The organism is Streptomyces sp. PTL18 (assembly GCF_059510295.1).
On sequence record NZ_JCAJZO010000002.1, the window covers coordinates 323,726 to 342,037 of the forward strand.

An 18,312-nucleotide genomic window follows, 5' to 3' on the forward strand; every position below is an offset into this window, starting at 1 on the left:
AATCAGGCGACTCAGGCGACCGGAACGATGTTCACGACCTTGCGGCCACGGTGGGTGCCGAACTGCACCGCACCGGCCTGCAGAGCGAACAGCGTGTCGTCGCCACCACGGCCGACGCCCGCGCCCGGGTGGAAGTGGGTGCCGCGCTGACGGACCAGGATCTCACCCGCGGAGACGACCTGACCGCCGAAGCGCTTCACGCCGAGCCGCTGGGCGTTGGAGTCGCGACCGTTCCGGGTGGACGATGCGCCCTTCTTGTGTGCCATCTGTTCTCAGTCCCTTACTTCGCAGCCGTGGGGATCTCGGTGACCTTGATCGCCGTGTACTGCTGGCGGTGGCCCTGGCGACGGCGGTAACCGGTCTTGTTCTTGTAGCGCAGAATGTCGATCTTCTGGCCCTTGTGGTGGTCCACGACCTCAGCCTGGACCTTGATGCCGGCCAGCACCCACGGGTCGCTGGTCACGGAGTCGCCGTCGACCACGAGCAGGGTCGAGAGCTCGACCGTGTCGCCAACCTTGGCAGTGGAAATCTTGTCAACCTCAACGATGTCGCCGACAGCAACCTTGTGCTGGCGACCACCGCTGCGCACGATGGCGTACACGCGGATCTCACTCTCTTCGCTCGGGAACGGCACCCCCGCAGGCCAGCCGCCCTGCGACGCACGCGAGCGACCTCTCCCGGCCACGACCCGTGTCCGGAAGGAAGAGGTTTACGGGGATGTGGCGCATCAGTGGACACGCCGACGGTCAAGGTTACGGGGCAGGGTCGGGACGGGTCAAACCGGGTCCTGTTCGCCGCTCCTCCACACCACGGCGGCCCGCCCGGATCTCTCCGGGCGGGCCGCCGTCGGCACGGTGCCGTGGCGTCGGAGGGCCAGTCCTCCTGTCGGAGGGTCAGTCCTCCGCGGTGACCGAGACCGCAGACTGAGCCCGCTGCTCGGCCGCCGCCGTCTTCTTCGCCGCCGTCTTCTTGGCGGTCGTCTTCTTGGCAGCGGTCTTCTTCGCGGCCGTCTTCTTCGCCGCCGTCTTCTTGACCGCCGTCTTGGTGGCGGCCTTCTTCGCCGTGGCCTTCTTGGCGGTCTTGCGGGCCGCCTTCTTGGCGGGCGCAGCCGCCTCGGGCTCGGCTTCCGCGGGAGCCTCCGTCTGCTCCCCCGGGGCCTCCGCCGCCGACGGAACGACGACGACCGCCGTCTCCTCCGACGACGTCGGCGCCGTGGCCTTGCGGACGGCACGGCGGCGCGGGCGGGCCGGGGCCGCGCTCTCCACGGCCTCGACCGGCTCGGCGACGGGCTGGGTCGAGGCCTGGGCTTCCGGCTCCTCGGCGGGCTGCGGCGCGGCCTCCGTGACCGTCACCGCGGCGGACTCGGCGGGCGCACCGGCCGGCGCCGACACCTTGCGGGTCGCCCGGCGGCGCGTACGGCCCTTGGGCGCGGCCTCCTCCCCGACCGGCGCGGGCGCCTCGACGACCGGGTCCTCGGCCGCCACCGGCTCCGCCTCCGCCTCGGACCGCGACTTCGGGACACGCTCGTCCGTACGGGACTTCGGCGCCCGCTCCTCGGTCCGCGGGGCACCCGCCGGAGCCGACGCCCGCCGGCTCACCCGGCGCCGCGTACGGCCCCGGGACGCGGCGGCCTCCGCCTCGGCCACGCTGCTGTACAGCTCCTCGTCCGGGGCCACCGAGTCCATCAGCGACTCCGTCACGGCCGACTCGGACAGCGCCGCCGGAACCGCGACCTCGGGTTCCTCGGCGACCGCGACCGCGGCGGCCTCCTCGGCCTCCGCCACCGCCTCGTGCGTCTCCGGCTCGGCCTCGGCGCCGCCCCGGCCGCGCTTCCTGCGCTTGCCGCCGCCGTTCGCGGACGCCTGGTCCATGTGCACGATCACGCCACGGCCGTTGCAGTGCACGCAGGTCTCGGAGAACGACTCCAGCAGCCCCTGTCCGACCCGCTTGCGGGTCATCTGCACCAGGCCCAGCGAGGTCACCTCGGCGACCTGGTGCTTGGTGCGGTCACGGCCCAGGCACTCCAGCAGACGTCGCAGCACCAGGTCCCGGTTGGACTCGAGCACCATGTCGATGAAGTCGATCACGATGATGCCGCCCAGGTCGCGCAACCGGAGCTGGCGGACGATCTCCTCGGCCGCCTCCAGGTTGTTCCTGGTGACGGTCTCCTCGAGGTTGCCGCCCTGACCGGTGAACTTGCCGGTGTTGACGTCGACGACGACCATCGCCTCGGTCCGGTCGATCACCAGCGAACCACCGCTCGGCAGCCACACCTTGCGGTCCAGCGCCTTGGCGAGCTGCTCGTCGATCCGGTAGGTGGCGAAGACGTCGACCTCGCTGGTCCACCTCTGCAGGCGCGGCGCGAGGTCCGGCGCGACGTGCGAGACGTACCCGTGGATCGTCTCCCACGCCTCGTCACCGCTGACGATGACCTTGGTGAAGTCCTCGTTGAAGATGTCGCGCACGACCCGGACGGTCATGTCGGGCTCGCCGTACAGCAGCGTCGGCGCGTTGCCGTTCTTCGCCTTCTTCTGGATGTCCTCCCACTGCGCCTGCAGGCGCTCGACGTCCCGGCGCAGCTCGTCCTCGCTCGCGCCCTCGGCGGCGGTGCGCACGATGACGCCCGCGTCCTCGGGGACGATCTTCTTGAGGATGGTCTTCAGCCGGGCCCGTTCGGTGTCGGGCAGCTTGCGGCTGATGCCGGTCATCGAGCCCTCGGGGACGTACACGAGGTAGCGGCCCGGGAGGGAGACCTGGCTGGTCAGACGGGCGCCCTTGTGGCCGATCGGGTCCTTCGTCACCTGGACGAGGACCGACTGGCCGGACTTCAGGGCGGTCTCGATGCGGCGCGGGCCGCCCCCCATGCCCAGCGCCTCGAAGTTGACCTCACCGGCGTAGAGCACCGCGTTCCGGCCCTTGCCGACGTCGATGAAGGCGGCCTCCATGGACGGCAGCACGTTCTGGACCTTGCCCAGGTAGACGTTGCCGACGTACGAGGTCGACTGCTCCTTGTTGACGTAGTGCTCGACGAGCACGCCGTCCTCGAGGACGCCGATCTGCGTGCGCTCGCCGCTCTGCCGGACGACCATCACACGCTCGACGGCCTCACGACGGGCCAGGAACTCGGCCTCGGTGATGATGGGGACGCGGCGGCGGCCCTGCTCGCGGCCCTCCCGGCGGCGCTGCTTCTTGGCCTCCAGGCGGGTCGAGCCCTTGATGGACTGCACCTCGTCGGACGGCTCGGCGGCCTTGCGCGGCTCGCGCACCTTGACGACCGTGCGCTCCGGGTCGTCGGTGGTGGGCTCGGTGTCCACGACCGTCTCACCGGCCCGGCGGCGCCGACGGCGGCGGCGCCGGCTGCTGGAGGACGCGCTCTCCTCGGCGTGCTCCCCGGCCGCCTCCTCGATGTCCTCCGCCACCTGCTCGGCGGTGTCCTCGGCGTCCTGCGCGGCCTGCTCGGCGGCGGCTTCCTCGCTCTCCTCGCCCTCCGCGGACTCGCCCTCGGCGGACTCGCCACGGCGACGGCGACGGCCACCACGGCGGCGACGCCGTCGCGCACCGGTCTCCTCCGCCTCCTCGCCCTCGGCGGACTCCTCCGGCTCCTCGGCCTCCTCCACCTCATCGGTGGCGGTCTCGGCCGTCACGGCCACGGGCTCCTCGTCACCGCCGCGGCGGCGACGGCGGCGGCGCGCACCGGTGGCCTCCTCCTCGGCGGCCTCCTCCTGGTCCGCGGCCTCGGCGGCAGCCGCAGCGGCGGCCCGCTCCGGGGTCTGGAACATCGGCTCGGTGAACACCGGCGCCTGGAAGACGGCGACGGCGGGCCGCTTGGGCCGCTGCACGGCCTCGGGCGCCTCCTCGGCGGCGGGCGCGGGCTGCGCGGGCTCGGCGAAGCCGCCGGCGGCCCTGCGGACGACGCGACGGCGGCGGCGCGGGGCGGCCTCCTCGGCGACCGGCTCGGCCTCGCCAGCCGCTGCGGGGGCGGGGGCAGGCTCCGAGGCGGGGGCGTGGGCGCCTTCCTCGACGGCCTCGGCCTTCTCGCTCGGGCCGGCCGTCGGGGCGGCCTCGGCCTGCGGGGTCTCGTCGGCGGCGCCCTCGGACCCGGCGGCCGGCACGGACACCCGGCGGGTGGCGCGGCGACGGGTCCGGCGAGGGCCGGCCTCTTCGGCGGCGGGCGCCTGAGGCTCTTCGGAGGCAGGCGTCTGAGGCTCTTCGGCGGCGGGAACCTGCTCGTCCGCCTTCGTCCCGGCTTCGGCAGTCTCCGCGTCCTCCGCGCCCTCGACCGCAGCAGGCGATCCGGCGGGCGTCGAGACGCGGCGCGTCGCACGACGACGCGGGCGAGCCGGAGCGGGCGCCTCCGCGGCGACCGGCTCCGCCTCGGCCGCGGGGGCCTGGGCTGCCTCGTCACCGTCGCCACCGGCGGGCACGACGACCTCCACGGCCTCCACGGCCTCAGCGGACGCGGGCGACCCGGTGGGCGCCGACGCACGACGCGTGGCACGGCGACGCGGACGGGCCGGCGGGGACACCGCCGCGGCGACCGGCTCCGCCTCGGCCGCGGGGGCCTGGACTGCCTCGTCACCGTCGTCACCGGCGGGTACGACGACCTCCACGGCCTCAGCGGACGCGGGCGACCCGGTGGGCGCCGACGCACGACGCGTGGCACGGCGACGCGAACGGGCCGGAGCGGGCGCCTCCGCGGAGGCGGGCTCGGCTCCGGCGGCACCGGAAACGGCGGCCTCGGCCACCGCCCCGGTCTCCTCGGTCTCTTCCGTCCCAGCGGTCTCGGGCTCCGCCTCCGCCGGCGTGGCCGGCCCGGACCCGTTCGCGGGGTCGGTCACCGTGACCTCGGCGGTCGCGGCGTCGGCGCCGGCGCTCGGCGGGCCCGCCGGCCGCGAGGCGGCGCGGCGTCGGCGGCGCGGCGGCAGGGTGTCGCTGGGGGTGTTGTTCTCGGAACCCTCGGTGGGTTCGATCGGTTCGAGCATGCGGGCGTTTCTCCCGTCAGGCTCCCGGGCGCCGCGCCTGGTCCGGCATCGATCACCGGTGACGTCCGCGGCTCGCGCTGTGCGCGGTGCCGCCGTCCGGGGCGCGGGCGCCGCACGGGAGCTCTCTGTGTCCTGTCTCGCCGGTTCCGTACCCCTTGTTGTGCACGGCCTGGCGAAAGTCTTCTGGTCGGTGCGCTGCCCGACCCAGGTGGCTCCCGAGTACGAGGGCGGCGCTACGACGTCCGTCCCTACGCGGGACCTTCCTTACGCCGACGCCGTCGCGGCGGCAGTGGCGGCGGCCGGATGCGGCTCGGTCGCTGCTGCCTCGCGGTCGGGCGCGAGCGGGTCGGTCACCGTGCCGGTCTCTTCATCGAACAGCCCCTGCGCCAGCCTGGTCACCGCTGCGGGGACCGGCGGCGCCAGGTCGGCCACGGCGCGGAGACCGGACAGGACGTCGTCGGGTCGTACGGCAGGCGTCACGTGCCGAACAACCAGCCGCAGTATCGCACAGGGCTGGTCGCTCGGCCTATCAGCCGGCGAACTGTGCGTTTCCACACGCTCCAGGCTCGCGACGGCGGGACGGGCGTCGAAGGTGCGCATGCCGTTCTTGGTCAGGCGCTGGACCTCCACACTCGCGGCCGCGTTGAAGGCCGCCACCGCGCGGTCCGCCTCGGCCGGGTCGACGCCGTCCAGCCGCAGCTCCCACACGGAGGCCGTCAGCCGGTCGGCGAGCCCCGACGTGCGGGTCTCGACCGCCTCGAGGACGTCGAGCCCGGGGGGCAACGACTCGTCGAGGAGGACACGCAGCCGCTCCGGGTCGCGCGCCTCGGTGAGCGCGATCTCCAGGTACTCCGCCTCACTGCCCGTGCCGGTGGGTGCGGCATTGGCGTACGACACCTTCGGATGCGGCGTGAACCCCGCCGAGTACGCCATCGGCACCTCGGCACGGCGCAGCGCACGCTCGAAGGCGCGCTGGAAGTCACGGTGGCTGGTGAACCGGAGGCGGCCGCGCTTGGTGTAGCGCAGTCGAATGCGCTGCACCGCGGGTGCGGGCGGCGGGCCTTCGGGCTGTCGCTTGCCCAGTGTCGTTCAGTCCTTCGTGAGAGCGGTGGTACTGCTACCTAGAGTACGTGTCCGGCGCCCCCGATGTTCCCGGCAGGCGTCAGCATCTTGCGGCACACGATCCCCGGCGACGCCCGCCTCGTACACCCGCGCCCGGGGCGAGCGTGGATGACGCCCTGGACGGTGCCGCCCTCAGGGGCTGCCCCGTCCTTCGGGTCGCTCTTCTGTCCGAGCAGGTGGCCGGGTCAGCGCGCAGGCGGGTCCGACGAAGTCAGAACAGGGGAAGGCACCGGCCGCCCAGTGGATCCGTCGATGAGCCTGCGTCCGTCCAGTGGCCGCGCCAGCGTCGCGTGCAGCGGCACGACCACGGCGTTGGCGGCACAGACCTGGCCCGGCTCCTCCCGGAAGACGACCTTGATCGTCAAGGTCACCGTCCCCGTCCCCTCCCGGGCCGCAAGACCGGGGGTCTCACAGCCACCTCCGACCGCCTTGACGGACAGGACACGCCCGTCTTGGCTGACAGAGATCGGACGCGCCGCCGAAAAGGGCTGCGTTCCGTTCCGGACGGGAGCTGTTGGGGGACCGCTCTGTCCGGCGACCCGCGCCGCTCTGCCGCACGCGCCCAGCATCGTCGAGGCGGCAACCGCGAGAAGCACGGTGACCGTTCGTGTCTTCACACCCCTGAGACGGTCACCGGCCCGCCCCGGTTCCACCTCTCATCACGCCCGCCGGGTCGCCGGCGGCCAGAGCCGAGGACGTGGAACACCGGCCACGGACAGCTCCTCGCTCGCCCCCGCCGGCACCTCCACGAAACCGATCCGTGTGGCAGACCCGGTCTTCGGCGAGGACACCTTCCGTCGACATACGAGCGGGGCCGGAGCCCTCCCGGACTCCGGCCCCGCACCGGGAACCTCAGCGTGTCAGCGTCGCGCCGTCCTGCTCATCAGGAACTCGGCGACCACGCCCACCAGGAGGGCCAGGCTCAGACCCAGTACGCCGGCGTTGACGACGGACGGCCCCTGCGACCACGCCCAGGCGCACCCCGCGATGAAGGCCACCGCGACGGTGATACGGCCGGATGCCGTCGAGGTGACACGCAGCGGCTGCTGCCCGGCCAGACGTCGGCGGTACTTGAGTGCCAGGATCACCGCCGCGGCCGCGATGAGGATGGACGGCCCGGTGAAGGTTTCCATGTCCTCGATCCTCTCTCTACGGATGTCCGGTCTACGGGAGTTGGCTACTTGCAGTGGCCGCCGGAGTATTCGTACGGGAGGAACGTAGGCACCTTGACCTCCACGCACTTGTGGTCCGAGTCGGCGTTCCAGGCAACCCCGGAAATATTCGCCGAGTTGAGGATGCCATATGCGTCGAACGGCGGCGGTGCGGCAGCGAAGAGCACGGCCACGAAGCCCGCGCCCGAGACCACGTGGGGCCGTTTCCCTCTTGTTGAAGTACACCGTGCCGCCGATGATTCCCCAAGTCCGTTCGAAGGGGAATTCTCATCACAGGCCGGCGGGGTTGCCGGCGCCGGAACCGCGTCCCTCAACCAACAGGCCTGCCACCGACCACCGATCGACGGGGTGTCGACACACCCACGAGCCCCCGTTGCCAACCGCGGCTGTCCCCCGGTGGCTTCAGCCGCGGTCTTGCCTGCGGGAGGGCGACCGTCAGCCGACCTCATCGAGCAGGCTTTGGAACTTCTCCCGGACGGCCAGCGCCTTGTCGATGTCCTTGGCTGTCGCTTCCGGGTAGGTACGGAAGTACGAGCATGCGGTGACCTGGTGCTCGACAATGCGGTCCTTGATGTCAGGGGCGCTGATGCCCGGGTAGTCCTCGGTGTGCCGCAGCATGGCGCCGAAGACGTCAGGGACGTACTTCGCGAAGTCATCGATGTACGCGTCCCAGTCGCCGTCGAAGTTCGTGGCGAACATCAGGCGCGTGTCGTCGTCGAAGAGGACCCACCGTGCGTCGTGGAGCGTGCCGATGCGCGCGCTCATCTCCTTGCGCCGGTCCTCGGCCTGGGCACCGGCACCCCGGGAAGGGAGCTGTCGATGATCCGCGGCCGGGGCCGAACCGTGCCCGCAGGCAGGGCCCCAGCGATCGGCCACCCTCAGCGTAGGCACCGGCAACGTTCGAACGCGCGCTGAAGAAATCCGGCCTCCAGCCGCCGGCAGAACTCCTCCGGCGCACGCAACGCGCACGGCGTGCCGCGTCGGGTGACGATGGACACGCCACCGTCTTCGGCCAGAAGCTCGGTCTGCCTGCGGCAGGGCAGAACCGGCACCTCGCCGCCAGCCGTCCGACCCACGCTCAACGGAGGCCACCTTGGGACACGCTGTCGGTGATGTACTGGGCCTGGCAGCCGCTGTCGCAGTCAGTCCCCTGCCCATCGTGGCGATCATCCTCATCCTGGCCACGCCCCGAGGTCACCTCAACGGCCCGCTCTTCGCCCTCGGCTGGGTCCTGGGCCTCACCGCCCTGGGAGCGATCATGCTCGCCGTGGGAGGCTCGGGTGGCGCCTCCACCCACAAGCACCCGGCCATCTGGGTAGGCGCCCTGAAACTCGCCCTCGGCCTGCTCCTGGCTCTGTTCGGTGCCCGGCTGTGGCGTCGACGCCCTGCCGACCCCTCACAGGCGCAGTTGCCCAAGTGGATGGCCGCGATCGACCGCTTCACCCCGCTCAAGATTCTCGGACTCGGGGTCCTGCTGTCGGCGGCCAACGCCAAGAACGCGCCTCTGACCATTGCCGCCGGTGCCTCGATCAGCTCAGCCGACATCTCCCTCCCGCAACAGATCGGCACCCTCGCCATCTTTGTGATCACCGCTTCGATCGGCGTACTCGCACCACTCGCCGTCTACCTGCTCATGGGCGAACGAGCGAAGAGCGTGCTCGGCAACTGGCGAGAGTGGGCCACCCGTCACAACGTCGCCGTCATGGCGGTGCTCTTCTTCGTCCTCGGCCTCAAGCTGCTCGGCGACGGCATCGGCATCCTCGCCTCATGAGCAAAGAAGCCGTCATCTGCCTCATGGCCGGCCCCACCCCGAGCGAGTGGGTTCCCTGGCCGTGAGGAGGGGGCGGAGCGGTGGCGTGAAGCACATCGGATCCGGACTGGACGACGGGCCCCGACAGCCCGCCGGACCAAAGGGTCTCGACCCCTGTTCGATCCGGGACCGACGGATTCTCCTCTGTGGTGGACGGCGAGGACGGGCATTGGCACGACGGACGGAGAACGGCTCGTGCCCAACCGGGCCGAGGCCGGCGCCCTGTATGGGCGTCGGCCTCGGTTCTTGAAGCGGGTCGGGTCAGCTTGTTCTTGCCCGTTGACGGTGATGGCGAGGCGGATGCGTTGCAGTGTCCGTCAGCTCGCCACGTCCGCTCACGTGATCGGCCACGAACCGGGCCTCATGCAGCCGTGGCCGTCTGCGCCTTGGCCTCACGGACTCCGCGCAGGGCGCCGGACCAGGCGATCACCTGGTCGAGCATGCCGCCCAGGGCGGTGTCGAGGCCCTCCTGGGGGACAAAGGTGCCGGTGTGGAACGAGGGGTGTGTCGAGATGGTGGGCTGGGCCCGGACGGTGGCCACCTGGAGTTCAGCGAGGACGAGCCGCAGTGCCTCGGCGGCCCGTGCCCCGGCGACCCAGCCGCCGTAGCTGATGATCCCTGCAGCCTTGTCGTTCCACTCCCGGTAGACGTAGTCCAGGGCGTTCTTCAGGGCTCCGGGGTAGGAGCGGTTGTACTCGGGGACGAGGAATACGTAGCCGTCGAAGCTGTCAATGAGTGCGCCCCAGGCGCGGGTGTGGTCGTACTGGTACTGCTGGAGGTTTGGGTTGCCGGGCTCGTCGAGGTTGCCGAGATTGTGGTCGGCGAGGTCGATGAGTTCGTAGTCGGCGCCCCCGTGGGCGCGGGCGGCCTCCAGCGCCCAGGCGGCGATCTGGTCGCCGCGGCGTCCGGGGCGGGTGCTTCCGAGGATGAGTGCGATGCGAAGTGTCATGGTCTTCTTCCGGGAGAGTTGATACATCAACTCTAGATCGGGGGGAGTTGAAGTGACAACTCCGCTGGTCGCGATATCCTCGGCGACATGACGGAGACGCGATCGCTGGAACCCGAGGAGTGGGAGTTCTGGGATACCTGGATGCGCGCGCAGCGCCTGCTCACCAGGGAGCTGGAGCGTGGTCTGCAGCGTGATTGCGATATCTCGAAGGCCGAGTTCAGCGTGCTGGTGACGCTGTGGAGGGCTACCGGCCGCGAGATGCGTGTCGGCGAGCTCTCCGAGTCGCTCGACTGGGACAAGAGCCGCGTCTCACATCAGCTGACCCGCATGGAAAAGCGCGGCTTCGTCAAGCGCACCCAGTACGGGGCCGATGGTCGCCGCGCGGGGGTCGGGCTGACCGCCGAGGGCCGCCGCGCCGCCCAGAGCGCCATCCTCGTGCATGCCGAGAACATCCGCCGCCACTTCTTCGGCTCACTCGCCCCCGAGCAGGCGGCGGTCATCCGGGCATGGAGCGAGCAAGTAGTCGACCGCATCGGACCGCGCTGCGGCGATACCGCCGGCGACGGCGCGTCCTAGAACGTGCCGGACGCCGCCTGGCGGGGTACTGGCGCGCCCCGACCGTCGCGGTCTGCTCCCCGCACCCGCGGGGACGGTCCCGTGCGGGACTCCTCCCGCCGGCGGGCGCCCCGCTACTCCCCGCACCCGCAGGGATGGCCCCTTCGAAGGTGACATCAGCTTTTGCCGGTAGGACCGGTGGACCGCCCAGACGTAGCCTGGTCCGAAGAACGGTCGACCTGCTCCACCTCCACCCCAGGAGTAGAGGTGTTCCATCGAGAACAACCTCTCGCCCAGCAGGTCGGCCCGCGTAGCCGGGCATGGGCGCGGGATGCAGGTCCGCGTTGTCGGCCGGTCGACCACATGAAGCCCTTCGTGATTCCTGTCAGCGAGCGTAACGAACCCGAGTCCGCACACTTCAGGGTTTTGGCGGGAGCACCGTGAGAACCCGGACAACGTGGTCCCGGAATTCCTCCATGAAATCTCGGAGAAAACGTTCCGTATGCTCGTCGACGACTTCTCCGTTGCTGGTGAAAACATCGGGCTTGAATTTGACATAGGCCTCCGGTGCATTCATTTGCGGCGAGTCACAGAAGCTTAGGACACCGCGCAGACTCTGCTGGGCGAGGGCAGTGCCGAGGGCGCCGGGGGACGCTCCGATCACAGCGGAGGGTTTGTGCGCGAATGAGTTGCTACCCCAGGGGCGACTGGCCCAGTCAATGGCGTTTTTGAGGGCGCCCGGAATGGATCGGTTGTACTCAGGGGTCACAAATAGGAGGGCATCGGCGGAGGCGATGGAATCCTTGAGCGCCTTGCCCTCAGCAGGGTAGTCGCTGTCGTAGTCGTAACTGTAGAGAGGCAGGTCCTTGATCGGAATCTCGAAGAATTCCAAATCAGATGGGGCCAGCCGGGTCAGAGCCTTCGAGAGCGTCCGATTGATGGAGTGAGTCGCCAGACTTCCCACGAAGTAGCCGACCCTGTACGTAGTCATCGGTTCCTCGATCCAATCAGGGAGTTATGCAAGGAACGAAACCACGGCCGGGAGCGGGGCGCGTGCTGGCAGATCCGTCCAGGTGACTGCGTGGATCCGCCTCGGCCCACCCGCATTCCTCGACGGAGGTGTGAAGCACCGGTGCTGTGGGCGTCGAGAACTGCAGCCGCGCAAGCTGCGCGGGCGCTGCCGAGGCGGCCGATTGCTGCTGTGCTGCGGCATCAGAGGCGAGCAGGCCGGAAGCTCATCAACTCGTGCGAGTCGGTTCCCCGAGGTGGGTGAGTGCGGCTGTGACGAGGGTCTGGACGCCGGTGTCCAGTGTGGGCTGCAGGACCGGTGCGAAGCGGGGGCTGTGGTTGACGGAGATGTCCTGGGCCACGGTGCCGCGTTGCCGGGCGGCCTGGTAGGCGTCCGGATCCACACAGCCCAGGGCCCAGTAGGTGTACGGGGCGCCGAAGGCGTCCGGGATCCGGCTGAAGTCCTCGCTAGCGCTCTGCAGCTCGACAGTGACCGCGCGCTCTCCGAACATCGCGGCGAAAGCGGCGGAGACCTCGCGGGTCACCACGTCGTCGTTGACAGTCGGTGGAAAGCGGGTGCCCTCCTCGATCTGCGGCGCGCGAATCGCCCCGGAGGCGTCACACTCGGCGTGGACGATGCGCCGCACGGCTGCCAGGACGGCCCGCCGGGTCTCGTCGTCGTACGTGCGCACGTTCACCAGCAGTTCGGCCGACTCCGGAATCACGTTGCCGCTCGAGCCCGCCTGGACGGAGCCCACCGTGACCACGACCGGCTGGGTGGCGGCCAGCTCGCGCGAGACAATGGTCTGGAGCCGGACGACGATCATCGAGGCAATCACCACGGGGTCGATGGCGGCCTGCGGTGCCGAGCCGTGAGCGCCCCGGCCATGGACAGTGATCTTCACATTGTCCGCCGCGGAGAGAAAGGACCCGGCGCGCGTGCCGACCTGCCCAGCCGGATAGGGAAGCACATGCTGGGCGAAGGCGACGTCCGGGCGAGGAACACGGTCGGTCAGCCCGTCGGCGAGCATCCGGTCAGCACCGTCCCCCGGCTCCTCGGCAGGCTGGAACAAGGCCACCAGCGTGCCCTGCCACGCCCCCGGCGCGGCGGCCATGAGCCGCGCAGCCCCCAACAGGCAGGTGACGTGCATGTCGTGACCGCAGGCATGCGCCACGGGCACCCGGCGGCCGGAAGCGTCCGTAGCTTCGGTTGTGCTGGCGTAGGTCAGACCGGTCTCCTCGAGGACCGGCAGAGCGTCCATCTCGGCCCGCAGCAAAACGGTCGGACCCTCCCCGTTGGCCAGCACACCGATCACACCGGTGCCGCCGATCCCCTTGTGTACCTGGTAGCCGCAGTTTCTCAGGCGTTCCGCCACCCGGGTCGCGGTGCGGTGCTCCTGGTGTCCCAGCTCGGGGTGGGCGTGCAGGTCCTTGTAGACCTTTTCAAGCTCGGAGCGGATGTCACCGAGCCCGGCCAGGACAGCATCCGCAATGTCCTTGGGCGTCATGGCTGTGTACTCCTCCCTATCGGTGGGTGATCGCAGCGCCCGTTCATGTCAGGGATCCCGGTGCTTGGACGACCCCAGCCGCCAGTCGCGGCTGCCCGGCAGCTTCCAGCCCCAGTGGAACGCGGCCAGCCGCAGCGAGATACCAACCGTGATTCCGGCCAGGACACCTACGGTGGATGCGCCGAACCGGCTGCAGACCACCAACACCGCGCTCACCACGATCGCGACGGTCGCGTACAACGGCGTGCCGCCGAAGACGGAAGGGGTCCGTGCGAGCAACAGGTCCCGGATCGCCCCGCCGCCGACCGCTGTGATGGCGCCCAGGAGCACGGCCGGCAGCCAGCCCAGGCCGACAGCGAGCGTCTTCTGCGCCCCGGCGACCGCCCAGACGCTCAGCGCCGAGGCATCCAGGAGGTTGAAGGCCCAACCGGACGTGTGGCGGCTCAGATCGGCTACGAAAGCCAGCAGGGTGCCGACCGTGGCGACCGTGAGATAGGTGTAGTCGGTCAAGGCCACGGGCGTGCCGTGCTGCAGCAGGGTGTCGCGGAGGATTCCCCCGCCCAGGCCGGACACGATGCCGATGACCAGGAAGCCGAACAGATCCAGACGACTGGCCCGGGCCAGCACCCCGCCGAGCGTGCCGTTGGCGAACACCCCGCTCAGGTCCAGCGCCCGGGTCAGCTCGGTCACGCTCTCAGGCGACAACGACCGGGCCACAGACACCAGCGTCTCCCTTCACACTTCCGCCATCGAAGCACCCAAAGGCGCTACGTGCCCGCCGGGCATGGCATGCGAGGCAGCTTCTCCAGCCACTGGCCGGCCGGACTGCGACTGTGGCGTCCGTTCGCAGGTCAGGTGCTATATCGGTGGAGAGATCGACTGAGCAGGTGGGGGGTCGCCCCCGAGCAGGAGGTGGTCGTTTTCAACGAGCGGCCATCACTTCGCCGGCCACGAATGACCGCCTGCGGGTTCTCCTCGACGGCGGCCGGTATCCGGTCTCCTGCTTGGGCTCCTCGGCCTTGCCCAGTTGGCCAACTTCAGCTTCTCGCCTACGAGACCTCCCGTGCTCTATTGCCGGACAGCCCGGCGGCGACTCGCGGAGCCACGCAGTCACGCACAAGCCAGCAGGTCACTCAGACCCACTCCACCTCGGAAACGATGTGCGGGGTGCTTCCAGGGCCCGGCAACGGCGTCCGAGGAGACTCCAGCGGCGCCCACGGGCGAGGGACCGAAGCGCCGACCGCAGCCGGCGCAGCCGCCACCTCGTCCTCGCTCGCCCCCGCCAGCGCCTCCATCACTCGATCGAGCGCCTCGCTCACGTCAGTGCTCGTGACCGCTCGAAGTGGGCGCCTGACCAGCGTTCTTGACCGTCAGCGGCAGCAACTTCTTGCCGGTCGGGCCTACTTGTACCCACGTATCCATCTGCAGACACTCGCCGGAGTCGATGTCACCGGTGTACGAGCAGGTCAGCGCTCATCCTCCCTGGAAACGGGCGCGATGCCGGTCGGGCAGGAGGCTCCCCAGTGCGTCCCGGGTGGGGCACTTGGCTTGACCCTCGTCCCCGCGAGGTTGTGCTGTCATGCCACCCACCCCGGGCGCCGGTCTGTTCGGGATACGCCTGATCCTCACCGGAGCGTCCGTTCAGGGACGCCCATCCCATTGCTCAGGCGGACTCGTGCGCCAGATCACGGACGGCCGACGCTATTGAGGCGGGAACATTCGACCAATCGATGTCCATGAAATGTGCACGGAGTCGCGCCGCCATCGCGTGCCCAGGCGCGTAGCGGCGTAGTACCGGGTAATCGACGCCTCGTGCAAGGCACTGGTCCACCGCGGTCACAATTTCTTGATGAGATGGTACGCATTCCCAGGCTACCTGGGACGAATCCATGAGGGACTCCCATACTGGAAGGTTCCGGGGATCCGCCAGCAAGCTTTCTCTCACGCCCAACAATCGTCGAGCGTAATCTTCGCCCAGAAATGCGGTCGTCATGAGGTAACAGAAGCAGCATTTAGGGCATCGGCCGCACCAAGGCTTTTCATAGTTGCATGAGTGTGTCTGGCGAAGGAGGTCGGGTCGAGCGCCGACTATGCGATAGATCGCGTGGTCATAAAGCCCGCGCAGCGTGGAATCGAACCCCCTGAACCAGCTGCAGCCGGTAAGGTCCGAGAACAGTTGTGACGATATCAATTGATATTCTCTGCTCTTGCACCACTGATGGCTGATTTCCTCACCGTCCCACACTACGTGGGGGTCGTCCGCGGATCGCTCGATGTTGAACCAGACGTGATCATAGCCGCCGTGCAGGATGACCGGAATGTAACCGGTGTAGCAAGCGGTGTGTCCGACCGTGAAATCGGTCCGATAATGATCCACCGTTACGCCGGCGTCGGTGAACTCCATGGCCGGTCTGCCATAGAAGTCGTCATGGACGTGCACGCGAGCCACCTTGGTGCGCCGAGTCGTCGCGCTGGTCCTCAACTTGTTCAGCAAATGACGCTGTAGTTCATGGTCACCGCCCACCGGCAGGTAACCCTCATACACGTCGTGATCGATTCCGCTCCTGCCGAGGATCAGCATTCCGGCCAAAGTGTCCTTGCCGCCGCCGTTGGTCAACAGGGCCCGCCTTCCGATGCGCGGCTTGCCGCCTCCCCCGCGTATCACTGCGGAGGAACATGCGGGCGATATCAATTCTGGCGCGCTGCCGCGGTAACGCATGCCGTTGCGATAACGCCACTCACCGAACTGGCTCAAGAAACACCGGCGCCAGGATGTGCTGATCACGGCATCGCAGGGCAGATCAGGTGGCAGAACGAGACGCTCACCACCCAGTGCGAGGAACCGCACATTTTAGGAGCGTCGTGGTGGGCCCGCCACTTGAGTCCGAGCAGGCCGAGCCCTAAGCGCGGGACTCCTTGTGGCGAGGCATCAGCATGAAGGCCACCACCGCCACGACGAGCGGCAGGATGCTGACCGTCAGCATGGTGAGCCGCAGTCCGTCGGCGAAGTCCAGACTGAGATTCAGCCCCGAGGCCTGACGGAGCAGATTCGGGTCGTATGCGGTGCCGCCCGGCGTCTGAGCCATCCCGCTGCGCACAGCATCCACGGACTGCTCGGCCCGGGACACCGACAGCCCGCGTGACTTCGCATCCGCCAGCCACTCTCGCTGGAAGAACAAGTCGAGCAGTACAAGGTACAGGGTGGGCCCCAAAGCACTGCCGGTCACGGCGAAGGCCATCTGTACGGAGGCCACCGTTCCGGAATGCCCGGGCGGAGCCTGGGAGAGGACCGTCTCGGACACCGATGCGGAAGTGACCACCGACCCGAGGTTGCACAGCCATGTGGTCGGCACCAGCAGCCACAGCGCCATCGTGGGACCGGCCGTGCCCGCCAACAGCAGTCCGCTCGCCGCCATCACCAGCAGGCCGGTGACCATCACCGGCCGCGGTGTGTGTGTCCCGATCAGGCGCCCTGCAAGGACCACGGCAACGGCGATCAGCAGTGTGCCGGGCAGGTACAGCAGGCCGATGGACCCGGGGGACATCCTCAGCACCACGCTGCCGAACTGCCCCAGGACGATGCTGAGGCCGGCGATCAGAAGATTCAGCGTGAGGGTCGCGGCCAGGGCCACGCTGAACGGCGTGTTGCGGAACAGCGTCAGGTCCACCACGGGATCAGGAGCGCTGCGGGCATGGAGCACGAACAGCACCGCGGTGGCGGCGCTGATCACCAGCGGGATCCAGGTCTCGGGTCGCCAGAGTCCGTTCTGCGCTGCGGCGAGACCGATGACGAGGCCCAGCAGGGTCAGCCCGACCAGAGCGACACCGGTCACGTCGAGGCGACGGCCCGGCTGAATGGGTGACTCCGGGACGCACCGGGCGATGAACCAGAGCGAGACCAGGCACACCAGCGGCGCGATCAAGAACAGGAAGCGCCAGCCGACGGCTCCCACCGCCCAGCCCGCGAATGTCGGGGTCACCCCGCACAGGAGCACGTCGACGGCCATCATGATTCCGATGGCCACCGGCCGTTTCTCCGGCGCCACGGTCACCTTCAGCAGGGCCAGCGGCACTCCCAGCAACGCGGTCATCCCCAGGCCGGCCAGGAAGCGCATCGCCAGCAGGAAGCCGTAGCCGGGAGAAAGCATGGAGAGCAGGTCGACGACCGTGACCACGCCCAGCCCCAGCATCAGCAGCCGCTTGAGCCCGAAGGCGTCCCCGAGCCTGCCCGCGGCTAGGACGGAGGCGGCCATCACCAGCGTCGCCGCTCCCCCCAGCAGCCCGACGAGCTGCGGCGGTACATGCAGGGCCCGGGTCACCTGCGGCAGGTTCAGGCTGAGCACCAGCGGGTCGAGGACCGTGACCGTGAAAGCGAGGGCGAGCCCGAGGACGATCGGCAGGAGTGCCGCCTCGCTGCGTGACCCAGCTGTCGACATCGCGGCACCTCCCGTGCTCCCACGCCGCATGCAGGTCGACGCTAACCCGGCCACCGCCTGCCGTCGGGTTTCCCCCGGCCGGACGCGCGCACAAGCCCGGCGTTCGGGGTCGACCGAGGCCCGGCGCACGCTCTCCAGGCGTGTGTCGCCAGCCCGCTCATGACTGCTCGGTCTGCCCCTCGGCCGGGTCAGATGCCAGCGCGGATCGCTACTGCTCCATGGCCTCAGGCGCCGGAGCGATGCCCGTCGGGCACGAGGCGCCCCAGTTGGTCTCGAATGGGGTACTCAGCTTGACCCCCGTCCCGCCCAGCCCGCAGTGCCCGGCAGGATTCTTGTCGAGGTACTGCTGATGGTGGTAGCAGTCGGCCGCCCAGAAGTCGCCCCCTGCGGCGACGACCCGCAGTGCCGTCGCGGAAGCTGAGCCAGGCGGGCTTCCCGATCGCGAGGAAGTCCCCGTCGTCGGCCTGGATGAGGTCCGGACAGGACTGCCCCGTCGCACTGCCCCGCTCAACGGGCTCGATCCGATCCGGCGCATGAGGGCTCCTTGGTGACAGGAACGGTGCCATGGGCACCGAGAGGGTGTGGGCGTACCGAGTCGGAGGAGCCACACGGCTCGCACGGCTGGCGCCCCCACGGCGGCGCTTCCCACCGGTGGCGGGGAAGGGTCACCACCGAGTCCCGGAGCGAGGATGCCACATACGTCGCCGCCCGCGTCGTCACCGACCCTGTGACCGAGTGGAAGGTGAACGGCATCAGCGAGCAGCACGTGC

15 protein-coding genes are annotated in these 18,312 nt (G+C 69.6%); 2 read left to right on the forward strand and 13 right to left on the reverse strand.

Features of this window, described 5'->3' with window-relative positions; translation table 11 throughout:
* Nucleotides 1–11 precede the first annotated feature (11 nt).
* The 7 genes from rpmA to AC5WS8_RS05915 all read right to left on the reverse strand — a co-directional run bounded on the left by rpmA (nucleotide 12) and on the right by AC5WS8_RS05915 (nucleotide 8,041).
* Nucleotides 12–266 (reverse strand): 50S ribosomal protein L27, encoded by a 255-nt coding sequence (gene rpmA, locus AC5WS8_RS05885; RefSeq protein ID WP_471439037.1) that lies wholly within the window; start codon nucleotides 264–266, stop codon nucleotides 12–14.
* Between the two features lie 14 nt (nucleotides 267–280).
* Complete coding sequence (rplU, locus tag AC5WS8_RS05890) at nucleotides 281–601, reverse strand: 50S ribosomal protein L21 (protein WP_004001309.1); 321 nt, start codon at nucleotides 599–601, stop codon at nucleotides 281–283.
* A gap of 292 nt (nucleotides 602–893) precedes the next feature.
* Entirely contained in the window at nucleotides 894–4,982 is a 4,089-nt protein-coding gene (locus tag AC5WS8_RS05895) for an Rne/Rng family ribonuclease (RefSeq protein ID WP_496102202.1), read from the reverse strand.
* A gap of 264 nt (nucleotides 4,983–5,246) precedes the next feature.
* Nucleotides 5,247–6,023: a TIGR03936 family radical SAM-associated protein gene (locus AC5WS8_RS05900; RefSeq protein WP_496102203.1), complete on the reverse strand. Its 777-nt coding sequence runs from the start codon at nucleotides 6,021–6,023 to the stop codon at nucleotides 5,247–5,249.
* Nucleotides 6,024–6,289: 266 nt separating this feature from the next.
* Nucleotides 6,290–6,469, reverse strand: coding sequence for a hypothetical protein (locus tag AC5WS8_RS05905; RefSeq protein ID WP_496102204.1), 180 nt, complete (start codon nucleotides 6,467–6,469; stop codon nucleotides 6,290–6,292).
* Between the two features lie 495 nt (nucleotides 6,470–6,964).
* Nucleotides 6,965–7,237 carry a hypothetical protein gene (locus AC5WS8_RS05910; RefSeq protein WP_496102205.1) on the reverse strand — a complete coding sequence of 91 codons (273 nt, stop codon included), beginning with the start codon at nucleotides 7,235–7,237 and terminating at the stop codon, nucleotides 6,965–6,967.
* 474 nt (nucleotides 7,238–7,711) lie between these two features.
* On the reverse strand, nucleotides 7,712–8,041 hold the full coding sequence (locus AC5WS8_RS05915) for a hypothetical protein (protein WP_496102206.1): 330 nt from the start codon (nucleotides 8,039–8,041) through the stop codon (nucleotides 7,712–7,714).
* 328 nt (nucleotides 8,042–8,369) lie between these two features.
* Between AC5WS8_RS05915 and AC5WS8_RS05920 the strand changes: the two genes are divergently transcribed.
* Nucleotides 8,370–9,047: a GAP family protein gene (locus AC5WS8_RS05920; protein ID WP_496102207.1), complete on the forward strand. Its 678-nt coding sequence runs from the start codon at nucleotides 8,370–8,372 to the stop codon at nucleotides 9,045–9,047.
* Between the two features lie 400 nt (nucleotides 9,048–9,447).
* Here AC5WS8_RS05920 and AC5WS8_RS05925 read toward each other — a convergent pair whose 3' ends face one another.
* Nucleotides 9,448–10,035: an NADPH-dependent FMN reductase gene (locus AC5WS8_RS05925; RefSeq protein WP_496102208.1), complete on the reverse strand. Its 588-nt coding sequence runs from the start codon at nucleotides 10,033–10,035 to the stop codon at nucleotides 9,448–9,450.
* An 87-nt stretch (nucleotides 10,036–10,122) separates the two neighbouring features.
* On the opposite strand from AC5WS8_RS05925, the gene AC5WS8_RS05930 reads away from it, so the two are divergent.
* Complete coding sequence (locus AC5WS8_RS05930) at nucleotides 10,123–10,611, forward strand: MarR family winged helix-turn-helix transcriptional regulator (protein WP_496102209.1); 489 nt, start codon at nucleotides 10,123–10,125, stop codon at nucleotides 10,609–10,611.
* 397 nt (nucleotides 10,612–11,008) lie between these two features.
* Here AC5WS8_RS05930 and AC5WS8_RS05935 read toward each other — a convergent pair whose 3' ends face one another.
* From AC5WS8_RS05935 to AC5WS8_RS05955, 5 genes are all read right to left on the reverse strand, one after another.
* Nucleotides 11,009–11,581 carry an NADPH-dependent FMN reductase gene (locus tag AC5WS8_RS05935; RefSeq protein WP_496102210.1) on the reverse strand — a complete coding sequence of 191 codons (573 nt, stop codon included), beginning with the start codon at nucleotides 11,579–11,581 and terminating at the stop codon, nucleotides 11,009–11,011.
* Between the two features lie 247 nt (nucleotides 11,582–11,828).
* The gene (locus tag AC5WS8_RS05940) at nucleotides 11,829–13,106 is read right to left on the reverse strand and encodes an amidohydrolase (protein WP_496102211.1); all 1,278 of its coding nucleotides are present in this window, start codon (nucleotides 13,104–13,106) and stop codon (nucleotides 11,829–11,831) included.
* Between the two features lie 48 nt (nucleotides 13,107–13,154).
* On the reverse strand, nucleotides 13,155–13,796 hold the full coding sequence (locus tag AC5WS8_RS05945; RefSeq protein ID WP_496102212.1) for a trimeric intracellular cation channel family protein: 642 nt from the start codon (nucleotides 13,794–13,796) through the stop codon (nucleotides 13,155–13,157).
* Nucleotides 13,797–14,769: 973 nt separating this feature from the next.
* Nucleotides 14,770–15,954 carry a MurL C-terminal domain-containing protein gene (locus tag AC5WS8_RS05950; RefSeq protein WP_496102213.1) on the reverse strand — a complete coding sequence of 395 codons (1,185 nt, stop codon included), beginning with the start codon at nucleotides 15,952–15,954 and terminating at the stop codon, nucleotides 14,770–14,772.
* A gap of 52 nt (nucleotides 15,955–16,006) precedes the next feature.
* Nucleotides 16,007–17,542, reverse strand: a complete 1,536-nt coding sequence (locus tag AC5WS8_RS05955; RefSeq protein ID WP_496102214.1) for an MFS transporter — start codon at nucleotides 17,540–17,542, stop codon at nucleotides 16,007–16,009.
* Nucleotides 17,543–18,312 lie beyond the last annotated feature (770 nt).

What these genes read in the sequence shown, in the direction of transcription:
- AC5WS8_RS05915 (WP_496102206.1), bottom strand. Translation starts at nt 8,041, where the DNA reads ATGAGCGCGCGCATCGGCACGCTCCACGACGCACGGTGGGTCCTCTTC.
- AC5WS8_RS05930 (WP_496102209.1), top strand. Translation starts at nt 10,123, where the DNA reads ATGACGGAGACGCGATCGCTGGAACCCGAGGAGTGGGAGTTCTGGGAT.
- AC5WS8_RS05895 (WP_496102202.1), bottom strand. Translation starts at nt 4,982, where the DNA reads ATGCTCGAACCGATCGAACCCACCGAGGGTTCCGAGAACAACACCCCC.
- AC5WS8_RS05935 (WP_496102210.1), bottom strand. Translation starts at nt 11,581, where the DNA reads ATGACTACGTACAGGGTCGGCTACTTCGTGGGAAGTCTGGCGACTCAC.
- AC5WS8_RS05955 (WP_496102214.1), bottom strand. Translation starts at nt 17,542, where the DNA reads ATGTCGACAGCTGGGTCACGCAGCGAGGCGGCACTCCTGCCGATCGTC.
- AC5WS8_RS05910 (WP_496102205.1), bottom strand. Translation starts at nt 7,237, where the DNA reads ATGGAAACCTTCACCGGGCCGTCCATCCTCATCGCGGCCGCGGCGGTG.
- AC5WS8_RS05925 (WP_496102208.1), bottom strand. Translation starts at nt 10,035, where the DNA reads ATGACACTTCGCATCGCACTCATCCTCGGAAGCACCCGCCCCGGACGC.
- rpmA (WP_471439037.1), bottom strand. Translation starts at nt 266, where the DNA reads ATGGCACACAAGAAGGGCGCATCGTCCACCCGGAACGGTCGCGACTCC.
- AC5WS8_RS05940 (WP_496102211.1), bottom strand. Translation starts at nt 13,106, where the DNA reads ATGACGCCCAAGGACATTGCGGATGCTGTCCTGGCCGGGCTCGGTGAC.